General features: G+C 72.7%; 18 protein-coding genes and 3 pseudogenes. 13 read left to right on the forward strand and 8 right to left on the reverse strand.

Translation table 11 applies throughout. From position 1 onward, the window contains the following. Positions 1–28: 28 nt before the first annotated feature. Complete coding sequence (locus ACFQSB_RS08580) at positions 29–2458, reverse strand: bifunctional acetate--CoA ligase family protein/GNAT family N-acetyltransferase (protein WP_380825450.1); 2430 nt, start codon at positions 2456–2458, stop codon at positions 29–31. Between the two features lie 377 nt (positions 2459–2835). Between ACFQSB_RS08580 and ACFQSB_RS08585 the strand changes: the two are divergent. Both ACFQSB_RS08585 and cydB read left to right on the forward strand, forming a co-directional pair. Beyond that, positions 2836–3922, forward strand: a pseudogene (locus ACFQSB_RS08585) (cytochrome ubiquinol oxidase subunit I). Between the two features lie 11 nt (positions 3923–3933). Continuing rightward, positions 3934–4905, forward strand: coding sequence for a cytochrome d ubiquinol oxidase subunit II (gene cydB / locus ACFQSB_RS08590; RefSeq protein WP_354842883.1), 972 nt, complete (start codon positions 3934–3936; stop codon positions 4903–4905). Positions 4906–4945: 40 nt separating this feature from the next. On the opposite strand, the pseudogene ACFQSB_RS08595 reads toward cydB, so the two are convergent. The 3 genes and pseudogenes from ACFQSB_RS08595 to pflB all read right to left on the reverse strand — a co-directional run. Continuing rightward, positions 4946–5842, reverse strand: a pseudogene (locus tag ACFQSB_RS08595) (PEP/pyruvate-binding domain-containing protein); the annotation flags it as partial. 43 nt (positions 5843–5885) lie between these two features. After that, complete coding sequence (pflA, locus tag ACFQSB_RS08600; protein WP_380825451.1) at positions 5886–6677, reverse strand: pyruvate formate-lyase-activating protein; 792 nt, start codon at positions 6675–6677, stop codon at positions 5886–5888. 8 nt (positions 6678–6685) lie between these two features. Next, on the reverse strand, positions 6686–8947 hold the full coding sequence (pflB, locus tag ACFQSB_RS08605; RefSeq protein ID WP_380825453.1) for a formate C-acetyltransferase: 2262 nt from the start codon (positions 8945–8947) through the stop codon (positions 6686–6688). 132 nt (positions 8948–9079) lie between these two features. Between pflB and ACFQSB_RS08610 the strand changes: the two are divergent. Further along, positions 9080–9367 (forward strand): annotated as a pseudogene (locus tag ACFQSB_RS08610) (PEP/pyruvate-binding domain-containing protein); the annotation flags it as partial. Positions 9368–9460: 93 nt separating this feature from the next. Here ACFQSB_RS08610 and ACFQSB_RS08615 read toward each other — a convergent pair. Both ACFQSB_RS08615 and ACFQSB_RS08620 read right to left on the reverse strand, forming a co-directional pair. Next, on the reverse strand, positions 9461–10318 hold the full coding sequence (locus ACFQSB_RS08615; RefSeq protein WP_380825454.1) for a universal stress protein: 858 nt from the start codon (positions 10316–10318) through the stop codon (positions 9461–9463). A 30-nt stretch (positions 10319–10348) separates the two neighbouring features. Then, the gene (locus ACFQSB_RS08620) at positions 10349–11419 is read right to left on the reverse strand and encodes an Acg family FMN-binding oxidoreductase (RefSeq protein WP_380825455.1); all 1071 of its coding nucleotides are present in this window, start codon (positions 11417–11419) and stop codon (positions 10349–10351) included. A 184-nt stretch (positions 11420–11603) separates the two neighbouring features. On the opposite strand from ACFQSB_RS08620, the gene ACFQSB_RS08625 reads away from it, so the two are divergent. After that, entirely contained in the window at positions 11604–12170 is a 567-nt protein-coding gene (locus tag ACFQSB_RS08625) for a hypothetical protein (RefSeq protein WP_380825457.1), read from the forward strand. Positions 12171–12305: 135 nt separating this feature from the next. On the opposite strand, the gene ACFQSB_RS08630 is transcribed toward ACFQSB_RS08625, so the two are convergent. Further along, on the reverse strand, positions 12306–12968 hold the full coding sequence (locus ACFQSB_RS08630; RefSeq protein WP_380825458.1) for a response regulator: 663 nt from the start codon (positions 12966–12968) through the stop codon (positions 12306–12308). A 161-nt stretch (positions 12969–13129) separates the two neighbouring features. Here ACFQSB_RS08630 and ACFQSB_RS08635 point away from each other — a divergent pair, with 161 nt between their 5' ends. Then, positions 13130–13801: a CBS domain-containing protein gene (locus ACFQSB_RS08635; RefSeq protein WP_380825460.1), complete on the forward strand. Its 672-nt coding sequence runs from the start codon at positions 13130–13132 to the stop codon at positions 13799–13801. Between the two features lie 227 nt (positions 13802–14028). Beyond that, the gene (locus ACFQSB_RS08640) at positions 14029–14712 is read left to right on the forward strand and encodes a class I SAM-dependent methyltransferase (RefSeq protein WP_380825461.1); all 684 of its coding nucleotides are present in this window, start codon (positions 14029–14031) and stop codon (positions 14710–14712) included. A gap of 61 nt (positions 14713–14773) precedes the next feature. On the opposite strand, the gene ACFQSB_RS08645 is transcribed toward ACFQSB_RS08640, so the two are convergent. Next, positions 14774–15529 carry a ZIP family metal transporter gene (locus ACFQSB_RS08645; RefSeq protein WP_380825462.1) on the reverse strand — a complete coding sequence of 252 codons (756 nt, stop codon included), beginning with the start codon at positions 15527–15529 and terminating at the stop codon, positions 14774–14776. Positions 15530–15754: 225 nt separating this feature from the next. On the opposite strand from ACFQSB_RS08645, the gene sigJ reads away from it, so the two are divergent. The 7 genes from sigJ to ACFQSB_RS08680 all read left to right on the forward strand — a co-directional run bounded on the left by sigJ (position 15755) and on the right by ACFQSB_RS08680 (position 21858). Next, positions 15755–16699, forward strand: a complete 945-nt coding sequence (gene sigJ, locus ACFQSB_RS08650; protein ID WP_380825465.1) for an RNA polymerase sigma factor SigJ — start codon at positions 15755–15757, stop codon at positions 16697–16699. 223 nt (positions 16700–16922) lie between these two features. After that, positions 16923–17900, forward strand: a complete 978-nt coding sequence (locus ACFQSB_RS08655; RefSeq protein WP_380825466.1) for a copper resistance protein CopC — start codon at positions 16923–16925, stop codon at positions 17898–17900. 35 nt (positions 17901–17935) lie between these two features. Next, positions 17936–18307 (forward strand): cupredoxin domain-containing protein, encoded by a 372-nt coding sequence (locus tag ACFQSB_RS08660; RefSeq protein ID WP_380825469.1) that lies wholly within the window; start codon positions 17936–17938, stop codon positions 18305–18307. A 10-nt stretch (positions 18308–18317) separates the two neighbouring features. Continuing rightward, positions 18318–19637 (forward strand): hypothetical protein, encoded by a 1320-nt coding sequence (locus ACFQSB_RS08665; protein WP_380825470.1) that lies wholly within the window; start codon positions 18318–18320, stop codon positions 19635–19637. A 79-nt stretch (positions 19638–19716) separates the two neighbouring features. Continuing rightward, on the forward strand, positions 19717–20319 hold the full coding sequence (locus tag ACFQSB_RS08670) for an MFS transporter (RefSeq protein WP_380825471.1): 603 nt from the start codon (positions 19717–19719) through the stop codon (positions 20317–20319). A gap of 88 nt (positions 20320–20407) precedes the next feature. Next, positions 20408–21157 (forward strand): YcnI family copper-binding membrane protein, encoded by a 750-nt coding sequence (locus ACFQSB_RS08675; protein WP_380825472.1) that lies wholly within the window; start codon positions 20408–20410, stop codon positions 21155–21157. A gap of 107 nt (positions 21158–21264) precedes the next feature. Continuing rightward, complete coding sequence (locus ACFQSB_RS08680; protein WP_380825473.1) at positions 21265–21858, forward strand: copper resistance CopC family protein; 594 nt, start codon at positions 21265–21267, stop codon at positions 21856–21858. The last annotated feature ends 14 nt before the right edge of the window (positions 21859–21872 follow it).

Here is a 21872-nt window from a genome sequence, read left to right on the forward strand (position 1 = left end):
CTGTCACCGCCTCCGCCGTCGGAGGCCGTCAGCGGAGTCGGCGGGCGAAGGGTGAGGGTGCGGGGGTGCTGGGCGCGAGCCGTACGCGGGCGTCCACGGCCACCGCGCCGGACGGGGAGACGATCACGGGGTCGAGGTCCAGTTCGGCCACCTCGGGCAGGGCGTCCAGCAACCGGCCGACGCGGACGATCTGCTCGGCCAGCGACCTGACGTCGGCCTTCGGCCTGCCGAGGTGGCCGTAGAGCAGAGGCGAGCAGCGCAGGTCGGCGATCAGCTCCGCGGCGGCGTCCAGGCTGAGCGGCGGCACCCGGAACGCGCGGTCCGCGAGCAGGTCGGCGGTGACGCCCCCCATGCCGACCATGACGAGCGGGCCGAACGCCGGATAGTTGACGCCGCCCACGATGATCTCGACGCGGGCGCTCTCCGGGCCGTCCACGCTGATCGACTCGGCGACGTTCACCCCGAAGCACCGCAGCAGCCGTCCGGTGGTGACCGGGTCCAGCCAGCCGCCGCCGGGCCGTGCGGCGAGCTCTGACAGCACGATCTCCCTGGCGCCGCGGGCCTGTCCGCGGGATGCCGGTTCGGCGCGGTCGTCCGGCGTGCGGAGCCACGCGGCGTACGCCGTGACGCGGGCCAGCGCCCGCACGGCCTCCTCGGGATAGGCGTAGACGGGGATGCGCCCGTCGATCAGCCCTTCGTGGCCCATCACGCAGGCCACCACGGTCTTGCGGGACGCGCGGGCGGCCTCGCCGATCGCCTTGCGGGTCGCCTCCGGCCCCGATCCGAACGGAGGGGTGTAGACGACGAGCACGGCGTCCACCCCCGCCTCGGCGAGCACGCGTTCCACCGCCGCGCCGATCTCCTCCGCGGAGGCGTCGGCGGTCAGGTCCACCGGGTTGCCGAGCGCCGACCCGGCCCGCACCCACGCGGACGGCGCGGCGGACGGCACGAGCTCCGGGACGACCAGCCCCTCGCGCTCGCAGGCGTCGGCGGCCATCGCCTGCGGGCCGCCGGAGTTGCCGACGATGGCCACCCGGCGACCGGCCGGAAGCGGCTGGGCCGTCAGCAGCCGGGCGGTGTCCAGCAGGTCCCGCACGCCGTCCACCCGGATCACTCCGGCCGCGCGGACCAGGGCGTCCACCGCGACGTCGGGCGTGGCGGCGGCCGCGGTGTGCGAGCGCACCGCCCTGTCACCCGCCACGGACCGTCCGCTCTTGATCAGCAGCACCGGCTTGCGGCGCCCCACCCGGGCGGCGATCCCGGCGAACCTGCGCGGGTTGCCGAACGACTCCAGGTAGAGCGCGATGACCCGCGCCGCCTCGTCGTCCTCCCAGTATTCGAGCAGGTCGTTGCCGCTGACATCGGCCTTGTCGCCGACCGACACCAGCGAGGAGACCGGCAGGCGCTCCAGCAGGGCCGCTCCGACGGCGCCCGACTGCGACATCACCGCGATGCCGCCCCCGACCAGGGGGGCGGGCAGGAAGCTCGCGTTCATCCGCGCCGCGGTGTTCACGATCCCGAGGCAGTTCGGGCCGACCAGGCGCATGCCGGCCGACCGGCATATCGCCACCAGCTCCCGCTCGGCGGGCCGTCCCTCGTTCTCGGCGAACCCGGCCGTCAGCACCACCAGCCCCTTCACCCCGGCGGCGGCGCAGTCGCGGGCCACGCTCAGGACGGCCGGCGCGGGGACCGCGACCACGGCCAGGTCCACCGGTCCGGGGACCGCACGCAGGTCCGGGTACGCCTCGATCCCGGCCACGCGCGCCGCCTTCGGGTTGACCGGGTACACCGGGCCGGGGAACCCGCCGTCGAGGAGATTGCGCAGCACCTTGTGCCCGGCGCCCGACGGGTCCCGGCCCGCGCCGACGACGGCGATGGACGCCGGCGCCATCACGCGGGCCAGCGAGGCGCGCTCGGCCTGGTGGTCGCGGGCCGCGACGCTCTCCAGCAGCCGGTCACCCGGGTCCAGGCGGATGCGCAGATGCACCAGGGAGCCGTCGTACTCCAGGTCGACCGGCAGTCCGAGGTCGTGGAGCATCCTCAGCATCGCCCGGTTCTCGGCGAGCACCTCGCCGGTCAGTTCCGCGACGCCGGCCTCCGCGGCCCGCACGGCCAGGTGTTCCAGCAGCAGGGTGCCGAGCCCCAGTCCTTGGGCGGCGTCGTCGATCAGGATGGCCATCTCGGCGGCCGTGGGTGCGGCGGCAGGGGTGTGCTCGGCGATGGCGACCAGCCGGCCGTGGAGGACCGCCACCAGCACCAGGCCCTGCCGGCCGGGGCGGGTGAGCCGGTCGACATAGGCGTGCGCCGTCGCCCGGCCGCCGGTGAAGAAGCGCAGGTAGGCCGAACGCTCCGATGTGCGCTCGACCAGTTCGTGCAGGCCGGCGCCGTCGCCGGCCGCGAGCGGGCGCAGGTGGGCGATGCCGCCGTCGCGGAGCAGGACGTCGCATTCCTCGGACATGACGGTCTCCCGTTCCGTGCCGGACCGCGATGCGGGCATGCGGGAGGACGGCCGCGCCGCGCCTGCCGCCGTCGTCGGGTCTGCTTCGGTGTGTGGTTCACTGCCACGGTCCCGCCCATGCCGCAACGGCGGCAGTGCCGGAGGGCCACCGTGAAGAGGACTTTGGTCCGCCGGGGATCACCGCCGCGCACCGGAGGCTCCACCGTCCTTCCGGCCCGACCACCGCGTTTTCCGCCCCGCCCTCACCCCTCGCCGGGGCCGGCGTGCGCGTCCGTCGGTGGGACCAAGGTCCCGCGACATGTGACCCGACGGCCCTGGGGACGACGCCGCCGCATGCCGGACCCTTCCGGGAGTGCCTCGAAACTCCTGGAGCCCTGATGGACGTCCTTGACCTGTCCCGGTGGCAGTTCGGCATCACGACCGTCTACCACTTCCTGTTCGTCCCCCTGACGATCGGGCTGTCGTTCATCGTGGCCGGGCTGCAGACCACCTGGTACCGCACGAAGAACCTCGCCTACCTGCGCTTGACCCGGTTCTGGGGGCGTCTGTTCCTCATCAACTTCGCGATGGGCGTCGTCACGGGAATCGTGCAGGAGTTCCAGTTCGGCATGAACTGGAGCGCGTACTCGAGGTTCGTCGGGGACGTCTTCGGGGCGCCGCTGGCCATGGAAGGGCTGATCGCCTTCTTCATGGAGTCCACGTTCCTCGGGTTGTGGATCTTCGGCTGGGACCGCCTCCCGCCGCGCCTGCACCTGGCGACGATCTGGCTGGCCGCGGCCGGCACGGCGGTCTCCGCCTCCTTCATCCTGGCGGCGAACTCCTGGATGCAGCACCCGGTCGGGTACAGGCTCAACCCGGTGAGCGGCCGGGCCGAGCTGACCGACATCTGGGCCGTCCTGACCAACCCCACCACCCTGGTCACCTTCCCCCACGTGATCTTCGGCGCGTTCGTCACCGCGGGCGCCTTCGTGGCCGGGGTGAGCGCAAGGTCGAGGGCATCAACGACATCCAGGCCCGTTATCAGCGGCTGTACGGCCCGGGCGACTACCGGCCGGTGGTGGGGCCGGCGTACTGGTCGTTCCGCCTGATGATCGGCTTCGGGCTGCTGGCGGGGCTGCTCGCCCTGGCCGGGTTGTGGCTGACCCGCCGCGGACGCCTGCCGGCGAGCCGCTGGTTCTACCGGACCGCCGTGCTCGGCATCGGCCTGCCCTTCCTCGCCAACTCCCTCGGCTGGATCTTCACCGAGATGGGGCGCCAGCCGTGGACCGTCTTCGGCGTCATGCGCACGGCGGCCGCCGTGTCCCCGGGGCGGACGTCCCCGAGGTCGCGCTCACCCTGGTCGGCTTCACGCTGGTCTACGGGCTGCTCGCCGTCATCGAAGTGCGGCTTCTGTTGAAGTTCGTCCGGCTGGGCGTCGAGACGGAAGCCGAGCCCAACGACCCCGTACCCGCGCTCTCCTACTGAGGACCCGTCCCATGGAACTCACAACCGTCTGGTTCGTGCTCATCGCCGTCCTGTGGACCGGATACTTCGTCCTTGAGGGCTTCGACTTCGGCGTCGGCGTGCTGCTGCCGCTCGTGGCCCGCGACGAGGCCGAGCGCCGCGTCGTCGTCGCCTCGATCGGGCCCGTCTGGGACGGCAACGAGGTCTGGCTCCTGGTCGCGGGCGGCGCGACCTTCGCCGCGTTCCCCGAGTGGTACGCCACCTTGTTCAGCGGCTTCTACCTGCCGCTGTTCCTCATCCTTCTGGCGCTGATCGCCAGAGGGGTGGCGCTGGAGTACCGCAACAAGAGCGACGGCACCCGGGGGTGGGACCGCGCCCTGTTCTGGGGCTCCGTGGTCCCCGCCTTCCTGTGGGGAGTGGCCTTCGCCAACATCGTGCACGGCGTGACCCTGGACGCCGATCACGAGTACACCGGCACGCTGCTGGACCTGCTCAACCCCTACGCCCTGCTCGGCGGAGCGGCGACGCTGGCGCTGTTCACCCTGCACGGAGCCGTGTTCCTGGCCCTGCGCACCCAAGGGGAGCTGCGCCAGGCCGCGGGCCGGGTGGCGCGGCAGCTCGGGCTGCTCGCCCTGGTCATCGGCGGCGCGTTCCTCCTGCTCACCCAGCTCGACTCCGGCAAGCCGGCCACCTGGGTCACCGCCGCCGTCGCGGCCGCCGGCGTCGCCTGCGCCCTGGGCGCCACGATCCGGGGCAGGGACGGCTGGGCGTTCACCGCCAACGCCACGGCGATCGCCGCGGTCACCGCGACGCTGTTCGGGAACCTGTGGCCGGACGTCATGCCCGCCCTGGACGCCGCCCACAGCCTCACGGTCGTCAACGCCTCCTCCACCCCCTACACGCTGACCGTCATGACCTGGGTCGCCGTGAGCTTCACCCCGATCGTCCTGGCCTACCAGGCGTGGACGTACTGGGTGTTCCGCAAGCGGCTCACCGGCGGCTGAGCCCGGCGCGCGAGCCCCGGCCCGGCTGGAAGCAGCGCCGGTCCAGCGCGGCCAGTTCCTGGAGCGGGAGGGTGTCGCGGATGCCGGCCACGACGTCCTCGCCCTGGGCGTCGCGCAGATAGTCGCCGTAGACGCCGTAGACGCCGCGGGCGCCGGTCGCCGGGTCGCGGGTGAAGGCCACCCCGGTGCCCGAGTCCGGTCCGCGGTTGCCGTAGACCATGGCCATGATGGTCACGGCGGTGCCGAGGTCGTCGGGGATGTGCTCGGCGCGGCGGTAGATCCGCGCGCGCTCGGTGTTCCACGACCGGAACACCGCCAGGACGGCGCCCCGCAGCTGCTCGTGCGGGTCCTGGAGGAACGGCCCGCCGGTGTGCGCGTGGAAGATCTTCTTGTACTCCTCCGCCAGGTCGCGCAGGTCGCGCGCGGTGAGGTCGGGATCGTGGCTCACTCCGGCGGCACGGCGATGAGCCTCCAGCGCCCGCTCGAACTCCTCGGCGGGCACGCCCGCGACGGTCGAGCCGTACATGGAGATGAGCCGCCGGTAGCAGTCCCAGGCGAAGCGCTCGTTCCCCGACGCGGCGGCCAGGCCGGCGACGCCGGCGTCGGTCAGGCCGATGTCGAGGATCGTCTCCATCATGCCCGGCATGGAGAACCTGCCCCCCGAGCGGACCGAGACCAGCAGCGGATCCGCGGGATCGCCCAGCCGGCGCCCCATCACCGCCTCGACCCGCCTCAGGTGGGCGGCGACGTCGTCCATGAGTCCTTCCGGCACCTCACCTCGCGCGAGGTAGGCGCGGCACGCTTCGGTGGTGATGACGAAGCCCGGCGGGACCGGGAGCCCGAGCCGGGTCATCTCGGCGAGGTTCGCGCCCTTGCCGCCGAGAAGCTCCTTCATCTCCTTGCCGCCGTCCGCGAAGTCGTACACATAGGTGCGCATCGCGTCTCGCCTCCGTTCGGATCCGGGTCGTTGGTGCCGCCGGTCAGACGCTGGTCACGCCGTGCGCGCGGAACTGCGCGTGGACGCGGTCGAGCAGCTCCTGGCCGGGCGGCGGGGTGTCGGCCAGGGGGAACGTCAGGCCCAGCCGCTGGTACTTCTCCGCCGCCATGCGATGGAAGGGCAGCACGTCGACGTGCTCGACGTTCCCGAGGCCGGCGACGAAACGGGCCAGCCGGTCGACGTCCCCCGGGTCGTCGGTGAGACCGGGGACCAGCACGTAACGGATCCACGTGGGCCGGCCGAGGTCGGCCAGGCGGCGGGCGAAACGCAGAGTCGGCTCCAGGGAGCCGCCGGTCAGGCGCCGGTAGCCCGCCGGGTCCGCGGACTTGATGTCGAGCAGGACCAGGTCGGTGTCGGCGAGCATCGCGTCGGTCGCGCGGTCGCCCAGCAGGCCGGAGGTGTCGAGCGCGGTGTGCAGGCCGAGGTCGCGGCAGCGGCGCAGCACGTCCGCGGTGAAGCGAGGCTGCAGCAGCGGTTCGCCGCCGCTGACGGTGACGCCGCCGCCGGCCACGGTGATGAACCGGCGATACCTGCCGACCTCCGCCATGACCTCGTCGATGGTCACCCGGCGGCCGTCGCGCATCCGCCACGTCTCGGGGTTCTGGCAGTACAGGCAGCGCAGCGGGCAGCCGCACGTGAACACCACGAACCGCGTCCCTGGGCCGTCGACGCCGACCGAGATGTCCCACGAACTGATGACACCGGTGCCCGGCGCCCCGGGCGGCGAGCAGAGTTCGCCCGCCGCCTCTCCCAGCACCGTCTCCCGGGCGTTCACCACGACCATCACAGGGACCCGTGGAAGGTGCGGTCCACGACGTCCTGCTGCTGCTCGCGCGTCAGGCGGACGAAGTTCACCGCGTACCCCGACACGCGGATGGTGAGCTGCGGGTAGCGGTCCGGGTGCTCCATCGCGTCCAGCAGCACGGCCCTGGTCAGCACGTTGACGTTCATGTGGAAGCCGCCGGCGTCGGCGTAGCCGTCCAGGACGCCGACCAGGTTCACCACCCGCTCCTCCGGGGTGCGGCCCAGTCCTTCGGGCGTGACCGTGTTGGTGAGCGAGATGCCGTCCCTGGCCTGGTCGTAGGGCAGCTTCGCCACCGACAGGGCGGCGGCGACCATGCCGTGCCGGTCGCGGCCGTTCATCGGGTTGGCGCCCGGCGCGAACGGCGCGCCCGAGCGGCGCCCGTCGGGGGTGTTCCCGGTGTGCTTGCCGTACACGACGTTGGAGGTGATCGTCAGCACCGACTGGGTGTGCTCGGCGTCGCGGTAGGCGGGGTGGCGGCGGACCTTGGCCATGAACGAGCGGACCAGGCCGGTCGCGATGCGGTCCACCCGGTCGTCGTTGTTGCCGAAGGCCGGGTAGTCGCCCTCGACCTCGTAGTCGACCGCCAGTCCCGTCCGGTCGCGGACCACCCTGACCCGCGCGTACTTGATCGCCGACAGGCTGTCGGCGGCCACCGACAGCCCGGCGATGCCGCAGGCCAGAGTGCGCGCCACCGGGTAGTCGTGCAGCGCCATCTCGATGCGCTCGTAGGCGTACTTGTCGTGCATGTAGTGGATGACGTTGAGGGCGTTTACGTACGTGGCGGCCAGCCAGTCCATCATCCGGTCGAACGCGGCGGCGACCTGGTCGTGGTCCAGGTACTCGCCCTCCAGAGGCGGGACGGCCGGGCCGACCTGCTCGCCGGTCATCTCGTCGCGGCCGCCGTTGATCGCGTACAGCAGGGTCTTGGCCAGGTTGACCCGGGCGCCGAAGAACTGCATCTGCCTGCCGACCGGCGCGGCCGACACGCAGCAGGCGATGGCGGTGTCGTCGCCGAAGTACGGTCGCATCAGTTCGTCGCTCTCGTACTGGATCGAGCTGGTCTCGATCGAGAGCCGGGCGCAGAACCGCTTGAACGGCTCGGGCAGCCGCGGCGACCAGAACACCGTCAGGTTGGGTTCGGGAGCGGGGCCGAGGTTGCGCAGGGTCTGCAGGTAGCGGAAGCTCGTACGGGTCACCAGTGTCCGGCCGTCCTCGCCCATGCCGCCGATCGACTCGGTCACCCAGGTGGGGTCGCCGGAGAAGAGCTCGTCGTACTCGGGGGTGCGCAGGAACCGGACGATGCGCAGCTTGATCACGAAGTCGTCGATCAGCTCCTGGGCGCGCTCCTCGGTGATGGCGCCCTCGGCCAGGTCGCGCTGCAGGTAGACGTCCAGGAAGGTCGCGGTACGGCCCAGCGACATGGCGGCGCCGTTCTGCTCCTTCACCGCGGCCAGGTAGGCCAGGTACAGCCACTGGACCGCCTCGTGGGCGGTGGCGGCGGGCCGGGAGACGTCGCACCCGTACGAGGCGGCCATCTCCCGCAGCTCCGCCAGGGCGCGCACCTGCTCCGAGAGCTCCTCGCGGTCGCGGATCACCGCGTCGGTGGAGAAGGCGCCGTCGAGGCCGCGCAGCTCGGCCTTCTTGGCCTCGACCAGCCGGTCGACGCCGTACAGCGCGACGCGGCGGTAGTCGCCGATGATCCGGCCCCTGCCGTAGGAGTCGGGCAGGCCGGTGATGACCCCCGAACGGCGCGCGGCGCGGATGTCGGGGGTGTAGGCGTCGAAGACGCCGTCGTTGTGGGTCTTGCGGTACTTGGTGAAGATCTCCCGCACGCGCGGATCGAGGGTGTGGCCGTACGCGGCCAGGCCGTTCTCCACCATCCGCAGGCCGCCGGCGGGCATGATCGCCCGCTTGAGCGGTGCGTCGGTCTGAAGCCCCACGATCAGCTCGTCGGCCCGGTCGATGTACCCGGGCCGGTGAGCCGTGATCGAGGAGGGCGTCGAGGCGTCGACGTCGTAGACGCCGCGCCGCCGCTCCTCGGGGAGCATGCCGGCGATCTCGCGCCATACGGCCAGCGTGCGATCGGTGGCGGAGGCCAGGAACGACTCGTCGCCGTGGTAGGGCGTGTAGTTGTCCTGGATGAAGGCGCGGACGTCGATGGCCGTGCGCCAGGCCGTTCCTTGGAAACCGCGCCAGGCCTCGAGCCCGGTCGCCTGCCGCCGTCCCGCTGTGACCGTCATCGCGAACCTCCCGGTGTCAGGGTCTCGCTCCCACTTTCGTCCGGTCCCCCCGCCGGCTCATCGAACGGAGGTCCTTGATCGGCGGGCCGAAAGTCCTCCCGCCGCGGCTTCCCGCGAGGTGTGCCCGCCCGCTTCGACGAGCTGACGGCCGCGATGGCGGTGCTGGAGCGGCGCTACCGCGACCTGTGCGACATCGAGTTCACCATCGAGGACGGCAAGCTCTGGCTCCTGCAGACCCGCGTCGGCAAGCGCACGGCCGCCGCCGCCTTCACCATCGCCGCGCAACTGGTCGACGAGGGCGTCATCGACCTGGACGAGGCGCTGCTCCAGGTGGACGGCGCCCGGCTCGCGCGGCTCATGTTCCCCCGCTTCAACGTGTCGGGCGCGCCCAAGCCGATCGCCACCGGGGTCCTCGCCGCGCGGCGCTCGGGCCGCCCCGCGTGAGGACCGGGCACGACGACACGGCGCCTCCTCCAGACCCCTGGAGGAGGCGCCGCGGCGCGGGGACTTCACTCATGGACGGACGACGGCCACGGGGCAGCAGGCGTGGTGCAGAAGCGCACGGCTCACCGAGCCGAGCAGGAGAGCGCCCACGCCGCTGCGGCCGTGGGAGCCGACGACGACCAGATCGGCCTTCTCCGAGGCCTGGGCGAGCGCGTCGACGGGGTGCGCGCACGGCACGTCCTCGATCACCGTGACGCCGGGATACCCGCCGCTCAGCTCGGCCAGCTTGTCGGAGACGACCTGGTGCTGAGCCCGGCGGATCTCGTCCATGTCGTAGGCGATCTCGGGGGCGTAGGCGTGCACGGGCAGGCGCCAGGCGTGCACGGCACGCAGGGCGGCGCCGCGCAGCGAGGCCTGCTCGAAGGCGTAGACGAGGGCGGGGCCGCATTGCGGGGAGTCGTCGACGCCGACCACGACCTCGCCGCCGTCCCGGGCCTCGGCGTCCGGGCGCACGACCACCACGGGACCGTGGGCATGGCCGGCGACGTGCGCGCTGACCGAGCCGACGACGGCTCCGGCGAAGCCGCCGAGCCCTCTGCTGCCGACCACCACCTCAGCGGCGTCCTTCGCCTGCTCGCACAGGACCGTGGCGGGGACGCCCTCGACGACCGCGATCGTGACCTCGATCTCCGGGCGGCGCCGCCGGGCGCGAGCCTCGGCCTCGCCGAGCACGCGCGCGGCGCCGCGGACCAGGCTGTCGCCGACGTCGGGCGGAGCCGGGTACCTCGCGATGCTGTAGGGCCAGTTCTCCACCACCGAGACGATGTGCAGCGGAACGCCCTTACGGGCGGCGTCGTCCGCGGCCCAGTCGAGCGCCGCCACCGCCGAGGGTGAACCGTCGGTGCCCACCACGATCTTTCCGAACATCTTCTGTCCTCTCCGTCCGCTCGGCGGGCGTCAGTTCTCCTGACCCGCTACGAGCCGGACCACTTGGGGTCGTACTCCTCGTCGTAACCGATCTCGTCCACCACATCGACGAGCCGGAAGTCCTCGCGGCCAGGGTCTTAGGCCTCGGCCGGTGCGCAGTTCGACGGGCGGGCGGCGCGGAGCGCGAGGCACGCACGGGCCGTACCCGAACCTGATGATCATTTGCGGGTGGCCGCGGCGGTGGTGCGGATCGACGCGGTGGCGCATGTCCCGCAGGTCCAGCGGCTGGTTGAGGAACGAAGCCGACACGCCGTGCGCGCTCGCCAGCAGCAGCACCCTCTGCAGCGCCTGCCCGGCCCGGAGCCAGTCGACGGGACGGTCGCCGGAGGTGGTGAGCACCGCGATCTGCGGGTGACGCTCGAAACGCGCGTCGGGCCGGGCCGGATGCGTGCCGAAGTCGCGGACCGCCGCCGAGTCCCCGGCGGGGCGCGGGCCCAGCACGTAACCGGGCAGGCCGTCGCGGTGCTTTCCCCTCATCGTCCACGCCCGCAGTTCGGCGAGGTAGTCGTGGTCCCCGGCCAGCTCCCCCTCGGCCATGGCGACATAGTCCAGCAGGTCCGCCGAGCCGCGCCCGCCGAGCAGCACCAGGTTGGCGCCCTCTCTGGACGCCGCGATACGCAGGTCCGCCAGCACCCACGAAGGCACCCGCCTGTCGTCGAACGGTTCACGGTTGGTGCGCCGCTTGCCGATGTTGGCGTACAGCTCCTGCTCCAGCGGGGTGGGCGGGCCGGCGTAGGGCATGTGGACGACCGCGAGCAGCCGCGGGTCGGTCTGCGGGTCGGGCAGCGGCCACGACAGCGGCCGGTATCCGGCCACGCGGACGGCCAGGCGCAGGTTGAATAGCGCGGCACCGCAGCTGACGTGCAGCGACCGGCCACGCGGGTCGGTCGTTCTGAGCCGGCGGTCCGGATCGGCGAGCAGCTCCACGGCGTTCGGTGTGATCCGGAAGCGCCACGGTTGGGTGTTGTGGATCGAGGGCGCCTGACCGGCCGCGGCGAGCAGCCGGCGGACACCGAGGTCGGTCTCAGTGGGGACAGGCATGGCGTGCCTCCTTCGTCGACTCCGAGGCTCCCGCCGGACGCCGGATGGACGGCAGGGCCGAAGGTCCCGGAGGCGCCGGGCCTACCGGCCGGTCGACGCGATCCGTATGGCACTGCTGGCAAAGACCTGGAAAAGGTGTGATTAGTGCGAACACCACGTCAGCCCCGCGATGAAAGGGCCAGCCATGTCACTCACCCAAGGGCGCCACGAAGGTGACGCCGCGCCCCGCACCCCCGCGGTGAACGCCGGCCTGCCGCACGACGAGACCCGTCCGGCCGACTACGTCTTCGCCCTCGCCCGCATCGCGATCGGCTGGGTCTTCCTCTGGGCCTTCCTGGACAAGCTGTTCGGCTGGGGCTTCGCCACCCCCTCCGCCCGGGCGTGGATCAACGGCGGCAGCCCGACCACCGGCTTCCTCAAGGGCACCACCGAGCACGCCTTCGGCGGATTCTTCAGCGGCCTCGCCGGCCAGGCCTGGGTCGACTGGCTGTTCATGGCCGGACTGGCCGGCATCGGCGCCGCCCTGATCCTGGGCGCCGGCATGAGGATCGCCGCGGCCACCGGCGGCCTCCTGCTGGTGTTCATGTGGGCGGCCGAACTGCCCCTCACCACCAACCCGTTCGTGGACGAGCACATCATCTACGCCATCGTGCTGGCCGGCCTCGCCCTGGCAGGCGCCGGCGACACCCTCGGCATCGGCCGGTGGTGGAGCGGCACCGCGATCGTGCGGCGCCACCCCGTCCTCAAGTAGTCCTCCATGACCGCCCCGGCGCCCGCTCCTCGCCACGAGGAGCGGGCGCCGACGCGTGCGGTCACAGCGGACGCCCGGCGGGCGTGGCCACCCACCGGGCGGGATCCGTGCCGGCGCCCCCGGCCGGATCGGGCGTCAGCCCCCGGTCCGGTCGCCGCCCTCCCCCTGGTCGGCCTTCAGCCGGGCCGCCAGGGCCGCCACCTGGGTACGGCGCTGCATGTTGAGCTTGTTCAGCAGGTTGGACACGTAGTTCTTGACGGTCTTCTCCGCCAGGTACATCCGGTCGCCGATCTGGCGGTTGGTCAGCCCCTCGCCGATCAGCTCCAGGATGTGCCGCTCCTGGTCGGTGAGGGCGGCCAGCGGGTCCTTGCGGCCGGCCTGCTCGCGCAGCCGCTGCAACATGGTGGCGGTGGTCCTCGGATCGAGCAGAGACTGGCCCGCCGCCACCGTGCGCACCGCCCCCACCAGGTCGGAGCCGTGGATCTGCTTGAGGACGTAGCCCGCGGCGCCGGCCATGACCGCGTTGAACAGCGCCTCCTCATCGGCGTAGGAGGTGAGCATCAGACAGGCCAGCTCGGGCACCCTGGAGCGCACCTCCCTGCAGACGTCGACCCCGCTGCCGTCCGGAAGGCGCACGTCGAGCACCGCCACATCGGGCTTGAGCGCCGGGATGCGCGCCACCGCCGACTCGGCCGTGCCGGCCTCGCCGACGATCTCTATGTCATCCTCGGCATCCAGCAGCGCCGCGACGCCGCGGCGCACCACCTCGTGGTCGTCGACCAGGAACACCCGAATCATGTCTTGGACAGTAACTCCGGTGAGCCTGTGACGGTAGGGCGCCACTCCCGGAGACGACCGGCCTTCTCGACCGAGCGAAAGTCCCTGAAGCAAGGGACTTTCACCGCTGCCCGGTGCGATCGCCTTCGGGCATCGTGAGGAGGGAGAGAAGGAGGCTCGTCATGACGGTGAAAGTCAGAGACGTGATGGGAAAGGTGGCCATCACCGTGCCGCTGGACGCGTCGTTCGCCGAACTGGTCGCCACGATGCGGCGGTTCGACGTCGGCGCCGTCACGGTGGTCGACCCCGACCGGCGTCCCGTCGGAGTCGTCACGACCGACGACGTCCTGCTGAAGGAGATCCGGCCTCGTTCCGCCCCCGGCGCTCTGTTCGAGAGCCGCAGACGGCGCGGCGAGAACCGCAAGGCCGCCGGCACCACGGCCCAGGAGCTCATGACGAGCCCGGCCATAACGGTGACCGAGGACACCTCGATCCGCGAGGCGGCCCGGCTGATGCACGCCGCGCACATCAAGCAGTTGCCGGTGATCAACATGCTGACCGGCCGCGTCGCGGGGACCGTCCACCAGAAGGACCTGATCAAGATCTACACCCGCCCGTCGGCCGACATCGAGCGCGAGGTCCGGCGGCTGATCGAGGCCCAGGAGATCACCGGCGAAGGACTGGAGGTGGCCGTCGAGGCGGGAGTCGTCACGCTGACCGGCCAGACGCTCCTGCGCTCCCAGGCCGCCCGCCTCGCCGCGTCGGCCGAGACCGTCGACGGCGTCATCGCCCTGGTCTGCGACCTCACCTTCCTCCAGGACGACCAGGCCTCCATCTCCCCCCTCTACCTGTGACAACGCCCGAAGGCCCGTCCCGCACGGCGCCGGCCGAGATCGCCGCGGGGAAACGCCGGACGGGCGGAGCGGCGTCCGGGGATGGTTTCGCCGGGCGCGGAAGGCCTCGCGTCCGGGTGCGCCGGACCCTTGAATGAGAAGGCGGCCGTGGGCGACCCATGGCCGCCCTTGGAGGAGGTCCTCGCCGTGGCCGGAGCACGGCCGCGGGGCGAAAGGATGGGCGGCGGATGGCGGTGACGGCGGCGTACGACGAGATCGCCGACTGGTACGAACGCGAATTCCTCGGCGCGCAGCAGGCCCCGGCGGGGGACGGCAATCCCCTGGGCCTGGGCAGGCTGCTCGACGACCTGCTGGGCGAAGGTGAGGGCGTCTGCCTGGAGGTCGGCTGCGGCACCGGCGTCCATGCCGCCCGCGTACGCGAACTGGGCTGGACCCCGGTCGGCGTCGACCTGTCCAGCCGGATGCTGCACTACGCCCGTGGCCGGCTCGCGGTCGCGCGGGCCGACGCCGAGCGGCTGCCGTTGCGTGACGGCTCGGTCCCGGCCGCCATCGCGGTGATGGCGCACAGCGACATGCCCGGCTACCCGGCGGTGCTGAGCGAGGTGGTCCGGGTGCTGCGGCCGGGCGGAGTGTTCGTGCACATCGGCATCCACCCGTGCTACTGCGGATCCTTCGCCGACCGCCGCGATCCGCAGGCGGTGGTGATCAGCCCCGGTTACCTCGACAGCCACTGGACCAAGAAGTCCTGGAACGACCACGGACTCCGGGTCAAGGTCGGAGCCGCTCACTGGCCATTGCCCGAACTGCTCAACACCTTCCTCGACGCCGGCCTGACGCTCGAACGGTTCGCCGAGAGCGGCTCCTCCCCCACCCCGATCGTCCTGGCCGTCAAAGCCCGGAAGAGGGCCTGAGCCGTCAAGGCGTCGCGAGCGGGCGGCACGGTGGCGGGCGGGGGATCGGCGGGGGCCCTCCCTAGTGGCCGAGGCGTTCGATGGTGAAGGCGGTGAGGAAGCCGATCGTCGTGATGAGGCCGGTGAGGACGTGTGCGCGTTCGAACGCCTCAGGGATCATGGTGTCGGCGATCATCGCGAGGATGGCTCCGGCGGCGACGGCGGTGATGATCGCGATGGCGGCCGGGGAGGCGGTCCGCAGGGTGAGGTTGCCGACCGAGGCGGCGATGCCGCTGGCCAGCGCGATGCCGCCCCAGACTCCGAAGACATAGCGCGCGTCGCGGCCGGCGTTCTTCATGCCGGAGGCGCTGGACAACCCTTCGGGCACGTTGGAGATGAACACCGCCGCCAGGACGGCGACCCCGACGCCGCCGCCGTTCAGCAGTGACAGGCCGAGCACCACCGATTCGGGGACGCCGTCGAGCAGGGCCCCGATCGCGATGGCCGCCCCGCTTCCCTGCGTCTGACCTTCGTCGACCTGCTGGTGCCCGGAACGTTTGCGATGCCGGGCGCCGTGGCGGGCCAGCCAGGCGTTGGCCGCGACGTACAGGACCGCCCCGGCCAGGAAACCCGTCGCGGCCGCGCCCAGGCCGCCGGAACGCTCCGCCTCGTCGACCAGGTCGAACGACAGTGCGGAGATCAGCACCCCGGCGCCGAAAGCCATGATCGCGGCGATCAGCCTGGCCGGCACCCGAACCAGCCAGGCGACCCCCGCCCCGGCGACCAGCGCGCCTCCCGCGACGAGCCCCCACAACCCTGCTTGCAACCATTGCGGCATGCCGGCCCCTCCATCTCGCACCGCTCCCGGGCCGCTTCAGGATGGATGGTGTCACAGTGGCCCGGCGACCCGGCGACCCGGCGACCCGGCGACCCGGCGACACCGCCGCCGGTGATGCGGGGTGAGACGTCGACCTCACATTCCGGGGGGTCACCTCGTCGGTCCGGTGTGGGCGCGGATGCGGATGCGGATGCGGATGCGACGAAGGGAAAGGACGGCGACGCCATGACCACCCGATCAGGGCCGCAGGACGACCGGGCCGATCCGGGCCTGGCCGCGATCATGGGCGAGCGGCGCCAGCTGATCAATCTCGCCTATCGGCTCCTCGGCTCCCTGGCCGAGGCCGAGGACGTCGTCCAGGAGACCTACGCGCGCTGGTACGCCATGTCCCGGCAGCGGCAGGAGGCCATCGAGTCGCCCGGCGCCTGGCTGACGAAGGTCGCCGGTCGCATCTGCCTGGACGTGCTCGGCTCGGCACGGGCCCGGCGGGAGAGCTATGTGGGCGAATGGATCCCCGAGCCGCTGCCCGACCCCAAGGAGTGGATCGCCGGGCGGCCGGGCGGCGCCACGGCGGACCCGGCCGACCGGGTCACCCTCGACGAGTCGGTCAACATGGCGTTCCTGGTCGTGCTGGAGTCGATGACGCCGGCCGAGCGCGTCGCGTTCATCCTGCACGACGTCTTCCGCTATTCCTTCGCCGAAGTGGGGGAGATCGTCGGCCGTACCCCGGCGGCGTGCCGCCAGTTGGCCTCCTCAGCCCGGCGTCGCATCCGCGGGACCCAGGCCGCCGCGACTCCGGCGGCCAGGCAGGCCGGCATCGTCAGGGACTTCAAGCGGGCCTGGGAGGCCAAGGACATCGAAGCCCTGGTCAGGCTCCTCGACCCCGGCGCCAGGGTGACCGCCGACGGCGGCGGCGTGGTCAGCGCCGTGCCGCGCCCGGTCGAAGGCGGCGAGCGCATCGCGCGCCTGTTCCTGGAGATCGCCGCCGTGATCCCCGAACTGACGATCCTGGAGCGTACGGTCAACGGCCGGCCCGGCCTGGTCGCCCAGCGGGACGGCGTCACCGTGACGGTGGCGGCGTTCGACGTCGCGGGTGACCGGATCCAGCACATCTGGGCGGTACGCAACCCCGACAAGCTCCGGCCCTGGACGGTGAACCGGGAGCACTAGCGTCGGCGGCGTGTCCCTGGCGCGCCGTGCCCGCCGCGATGAACGCGAAGCCGGGACCGGTGCGCCGGGGCGCGGACGGGAGGGTTGACGCTCCCTTCGGTTCATGGCCACAATGTGGGCGCAATATCCGTTGGGCGGAATCGGGCGGCACCCGCGCCCTCGACGGGTACTCATCTCGATCGTCATCGACGTGGTCGGCGCCCGTGTTCCGGAAAGGGTCTCGTTGCGCTCGTCCGCGCTTGGACAAGGCCAGGGTCTCTCCCTGCGGGTACTGCTGCTGGCCGTCATCGCGTCTCTCGCGCTCGTCGTCCCGGCGACGCCGGCCGAGGCCCACGGGCAGCTCGCCCTGTCGGTGCCGGCCAAGGACGCCACGGTCACCGAGCCGCTGGACGCGGTCTCGCTGTACTTCACCGAGAAGCCGCTGTCGTACGCGTACTTCACCGTCACCGCCCCGGACGGCGCACGGGTCGACCGGCACTGGTCGCACGGCGAGCCGCGGCGCCTCGACGAGCCGATCAGAGAGTTCTTCCTGGTCAACGGCTCCTGGGAGCCGCACCTGTACCACGACGGGTACCAGGCGCGCATACCCGTGGCGCACTGGCCGGGCAAGGGCGTCTACACCGCGCACTACTGGACCGTCGCCTCGGACGGAGACCAGGTGCGGGGAGAGGTCCGGTTCACCTACACGGGCAGGCGCACCACGCCGCCCAAGGGCTGGGAGCCCCCCGTCGACACGCCCAGCGCCGCCCTGCTGGCCGCCGCCGGCGTGCAGGACACGGCCGTCGGCCCGAGGCCGGGCCAGACGCCGGCCGGCACACCGTCGGCCGCCGCACCGTCGGGGGGCACGTCATCGGCCGGCTGCACGCCGAGGACCATGCCCGAGACCGGCTGTGACAACGGCCCCACGTCGCAGGAGCCGGTCGCCGCGACCACGCCGGGCGCCGGCACCCCGCCGGGCGCCGCGGCGGAGCCGTCCGCGTCCAGCGGCGTGGACGTGCTGGTGTGGCTGCTGCCCGCCCTGCTCGTCGTGGGAGTGGCCGTCATGGTGGCGCGGGCCGCGCGGCCCCGGCCGGACGGCCGGTCGGCGCCGGGCAAGCCCGCCGGTCCGGGTAAGGGGGCCGGTCCGCGCCGTCCCGCCGGTCCGGGGAAACGTGCCGGTCCCGGCCGTTCCGCCGCCGCGCCACGTGCCCGGCGCCGCTGACCCGGATGACGCCCGTTCCGCACCAGGAGTACGACGTGAGACCTCTCCCTGCCCGCATCCGCCCCTTTCCCGTCGCCGCCCTGCTCGCGGCGGCGCTGCTGTTCCTGACGGCGTGCGGCGGGGCACAGGCCCCCGCCCCGACGACCGTCAAGCAGATCGCGGTGGCCATCAGCGAGCGGACCGTGACGCCCCCTCCGTCGCGGATCGACGTGGCCAAGGGCCAGACGGTGCGGATCACCGTCACCAGCGACGTGGCCGACCAGGCCCACGTGCACGGCTACGACAAGGCGGCCGACCTCAAGCCGGGCAGCCCGGCGACGATCGAGTTCGTGGCCGACCAGAGCGGCCTGTTCGAGGTGGAGACCCACGGGCAGGAACTGCAGCTCTTCCAGCTTCTGGTGCGTTAGGAGTCCCCGGGTGCTCCCGCTGGCCCATGGCATCGGAGGCCGTCAGGACCTGCCGATCCCCTTCCCTGCCGCGATGGCCGGCGCCGTCCTGGCGTTGCTGGTGTCCTTCGCCGCGCTCGGCGCGCTGTGGACCGAGCCGCGGCTCGCCGGCGCGCTCCGGTACGCCCGTCCGGTGTCCGCGGGCGTGCGAAGCCTGGTGAGCCTGCCGGCATGGCGGTGGTCCTGGCGGGTGGCCGGGCTTCTCGCGGCGGCGTACTTCTGCCTGGGCCTGCTGTTCGGTCCCGACCGCTCCGCCAACCCGACGGCGGGGGTGTTCTACGTCCTGTTCTGGGTGGGCCTCATCCCGCTGTCTCTGCTGTTCGGCCCGATCTGGCGGACGCTGAATCCCTTGCGGACGCTGCACCTGCTGGCGTGCTCCGCGCTCGGGCGCGACCCGCGCCGCGGCGTGCGGCCGCTTCCGGACCGGCTCGGGTACTGGCCCGCCGCCGCCGGTCTGCTCGCCTTCACCTGGCTGGAGCTGGTCGCCCCCGAGCGGGCCACCTTGCCGGTCATCGGCGCCTGGCTGGCGGTGTACTGCGTCGCCATGCTCGCGGGCGCGGCGGTCTTCGGTTCCGGCTGGTTCGACAAGGGCGACGCGTTCGAGGCCTACAGCGGCCTCATCGGCCGCCTGGCCCCCGTCGGCCGGAATCCCGACGGCACGCTCACCTGGCGCAACCCGCTGCACGGGATGGCCGGGCTGGAGCCGGCGCCGGGCCTGACGGCCCTGGTGGTGCTGTTGCTCGGGTCCACCATGTACGACAGCCTCTCCAACGCGCCGTTCTGGGTGCGGTTCGTGCAGGAGAGCCCGCTGCCCGCGCCGGTGCCGGGCACCGCCGGCCTGGTCGTCGTCATCGGCCTGGTGCTGGCGGCCTACCTGGGGGCCACCGCGCTGGCCGGGCGCTGGGGTGGTGCAGCGTCCGGGACCACTGCGGGCGAACTGGCCCACTCCATCGTGCCGATCGCCGTCGGTTACCTGGTCGCCCACTACTTCACGCTGCTGCTGCTCGAAGGCCAGCGGACCATCTCGCTGCTCTCCGACCCGCTGGTCACCGGGGCCGACTGGCTCGGCACGGCCGGGTGGAAGGTCAGCGCGGCCGGCACGAGCCCTGCGGCGATCGCCATGCTCCAGGTCACGGTGATCGTCCTCGGCCATGTCATGGGCACCGTGCTCGCCCACGACCGCGCGCTGACCCTGTTCCCGCGCCGCACCGCCGTCAAGGGGCAGGTCCCGCTCCTGGTCCTGATGGTGGCCTACACGGTGACCGGCCTGCTGCTGCTGTTCGCCGCCTGACGTCATAGGAGCCGCCTGACGTCATAGGACGCGAGTCACGGCAATCTGCGACATGTGCGGTGACCGCGACTGTGGGACGATGCATGGCGTCATGCACGCCAACGTGCCGTTGAGACTCGCGCGGGCGGCGGCCTTCGCCGTCGTGTGCCTGACGCTTGCCTCGGTGGCGCACTGGTTCGCGGGTGGTTCGGCTCCCGAGCCGCGGGCGTTGCTCCCGGGCGGGCTGGTCGTCATGGCGGTCACCGCGGCGCTGGCCGGCCGGGAACGCTCGCCGGCGGCCGTGACCGGGCTGCTGCTGGCCGCCCAGGCGTTCCTGCACCAGGCGCTCGGCCCGGCCGACGCCGCGCCCGTCCCGCTCCATCCCCACCACCTGGACGCCCTGCCGCATGACCCCGGTCTGGGCGTCGGCGTGGGCATGATCGTCGCCCACACGACCGCGGCGCTGGTCACCGGATGGTGGCTGTCGCGTGGTGAGACGGCGCTGTGGTCGCTGCTGCGCGCCCTCGGCGCCTTCGCGGTGCGCCGCCTGGCGGCGCTGCTGCTTCTGCTGCGGCGCGAGGCGTCGCCCGGGGCGCCCGCCGTGCGCTTCCGCCGGCCCCCGGCCGTCCTGTGTTCCCCGCGCGAGCGCGTCCTGCGGCACGCGGTCGTGCGGCGAGGTCCCCCGGTTCTCCCCGTCTTGTGAGTTCTCAGCGCGCCGGCATCCGCCGCGGCGCGTCCCTTCGCGCATCTCCAGACCCCTTGCGCGTTCACCGAGACAACGGAGAATCCCCATGCCTTCCACGGCCATCTACCGTCGGGCGGTCGCCGTCACCGCCGGCGCGCTCGCTCTCACCGTGGGCCTGGCGCTGCCCGCGCTGGCGCACGTCACGATCAACCCCGGCACCGCCGAGAAGGGCGGCTGGACCAAGCTCGCCTTCCGGGTGCCCAACGAGCGGGACAAGGAGTCGACCACCAAGCTGGAGGTGCGGTTCCCCACCGACCATCCGCTCCCGTTCGTCTCGGTCCGCCCGGTTCCCGGCTGGGACGCCGAGCTGACCCGGGGCAAGCTGCCCCAGCCGGTGGTCTCCGACGACGGCGACAAGGTCACCGAGTCGGTCCTGAAGATCACTTGGACCGGCGGGAAGATCGAGCCGGGTCAGTTCCAGGAGTTCGAGGTGTCGGTCGGGCCGCTGCCCAAGGACGTCGATGAGCTGCTGTTCCCGACCGTCCAGACCTACTCCGGCGGCGAGGTCGTCACCTGGGGCGACATGCCGAAGGCGGACGGCTCGGAGGCCGAGCACCCCGTGCCGGCGCTCAAGCTGGTGGCCGCCGCCGAGCAGGCCGGTGACGGCCACTCCGCGAGCTCCTCGCCGTCGGCCGCCGCCCCGGCCGGGCCCTCGGTGACGCCCGCCGGGGCCGCCGCCTCCGCCCCGGCCGCCGGGCCGGACGGCACCGCCCGGGTGCTCGCCATCCTCGGCATCGTCATCGGCCTGCTCGGCGCCGGCCTCGCCGTGGCCGCGCGGCGCCGTTCACGCGCCTGACGGCGCCGCCGGCCGCAGCGGGGTCACGCGCCGGCGGGGACGGGGGCACGCTCCCGTACCGCGCCGGCGCGTGACCCCACGCCCCGTTTCCTCACCCGGGAGTCCCCGTGCGATCCCTCATCATCCGAACGCTGCTGCTCTGTGCCTCCGTCGTGCTGCTGGTCCTGCCGGCCGCGCCGGCCCTGGCGCACGACAGCCTCAAGAGCAGCTCCCCGGCCAAGAACGCCGTCGTCGACGGCCTGGACCAGATCGAGCTGGAGTTCAGCGCGCACGTCAGCTTCCCCGTCGTGATCCTGCACGACGCGGCCGGACGACGCTACGAGTCCGGCGCTCCGCGCGCCGACGGCCCCAAGGTCGTGGAGAAGGTCGCCGGGCCGCTGCCCTCGGGCGCCTACGTCATCGCCTGGCGCATCGTCTCCTCCGACGGCCACCCGGTGGAGGGGGAGATCCCCTTCACCGTCCGGTCCACCGCGACCGGCGCCGCCCCGCCGCCCCCGGCCACCGCGACCCCGGGACCGTCCACGGCGAACGCCCCGGCCACGGGCGGCTCGGCCCCCGCGGCATCGGAGCAGGGCGTGTCCGCGTGGGTGTGGGGCGCCCCGATCGTCCTGGTGGTCATCCTGGCGGTGCTGCTGTTGCTCGGCAGGCGCAAGGGCGCTCAGGACGCGGCCAGCCCCGATGCCGCCGCCGAGGACGACTGACGGCCGACCCCCCT

The organism is Sphaerisporangium rhizosphaerae (genome assembly GCF_042665155.1).
Lineage (GTDB): Bacteria > Actinomycetota > Actinomycetes > Streptosporangiales > Streptosporangiaceae > Sphaerisporangium > Sphaerisporangium rhizosphaerae.

What these genes read in the sequence shown, in the direction of transcription:
- ACFQSB_RS08580 (WP_380825450.1), bottom strand. Translation starts at nt 2,458, where the DNA reads ATGTCCGAGGAATGCGACGTCCTGCTCCGCGACGGCGGCATCGCCCAC.
- cydB (WP_354842883.1), top strand. Translation starts at nt 3,934, where the DNA reads ATGGAACTCACAACCGTCTGGTTCGTGCTCATCGCCGTCCTGTGGACC.
- pflB (WP_380825453.1), bottom strand. Translation starts at nt 8,947, where the DNA reads ATGACGGTCACAGCGGGACGGCGGCAGGCGACCGGGCTCGAGGCCTGG.
- ACFQSB_RS08615 (WP_380825454.1), bottom strand. Translation starts at nt 10,318, where the DNA reads ATGTTCGGAAAGATCGTGGTGGGCACCGACGGTTCACCCTCGGCGGTG.
- ACFQSB_RS08620 (WP_380825455.1), bottom strand. Translation starts at nt 11,419, where the DNA reads ATGCCTGTCCCCACTGAGACCGACCTCGGTGTCCGCCGGCTGCTCGCC.
- ACFQSB_RS08625 (WP_380825457.1), top strand. Translation starts at nt 11,604, where the DNA reads ATGTCACTCACCCAAGGGCGCCACGAAGGTGACGCCGCGCCCCGCACC.
- ACFQSB_RS08630 (WP_380825458.1), bottom strand. Translation starts at nt 12,968, where the DNA reads ATGATTCGGGTGTTCCTGGTCGACGACCACGAGGTGGTGCGCCGCGGC.
- ACFQSB_RS08635 (WP_380825460.1), top strand. Translation starts at nt 13,130, where the DNA reads ATGACGGTGAAAGTCAGAGACGTGATGGGAAAGGTGGCCATCACCGTG.
- ACFQSB_RS08640 (WP_380825461.1), top strand. Translation starts at nt 14,029, where the DNA reads ATGGCGGTGACGGCGGCGTACGACGAGATCGCCGACTGGTACGAACGC.
- ACFQSB_RS08645 (WP_380825462.1), bottom strand. Translation starts at nt 15,529, where the DNA reads ATGCCGCAATGGTTGCAAGCAGGGTTGTGGGGGCTCGTCGCGGGAGGC.
- sigJ (WP_380825465.1), top strand. Translation starts at nt 15,755, where the DNA reads ATGACCACCCGATCAGGGCCGCAGGACGACCGGGCCGATCCGGGCCTG.
- ACFQSB_RS08670 (WP_380825471.1), top strand. Translation starts at nt 19,717, where the DNA reads ATGCATGGCGTCATGCACGCCAACGTGCCGTTGAGACTCGCGCGGGCG.
- ACFQSB_RS08675 (WP_380825472.1), top strand. Translation starts at nt 20,408, where the DNA reads ATGCCTTCCACGGCCATCTACCGTCGGGCGGTCGCCGTCACCGCCGGC.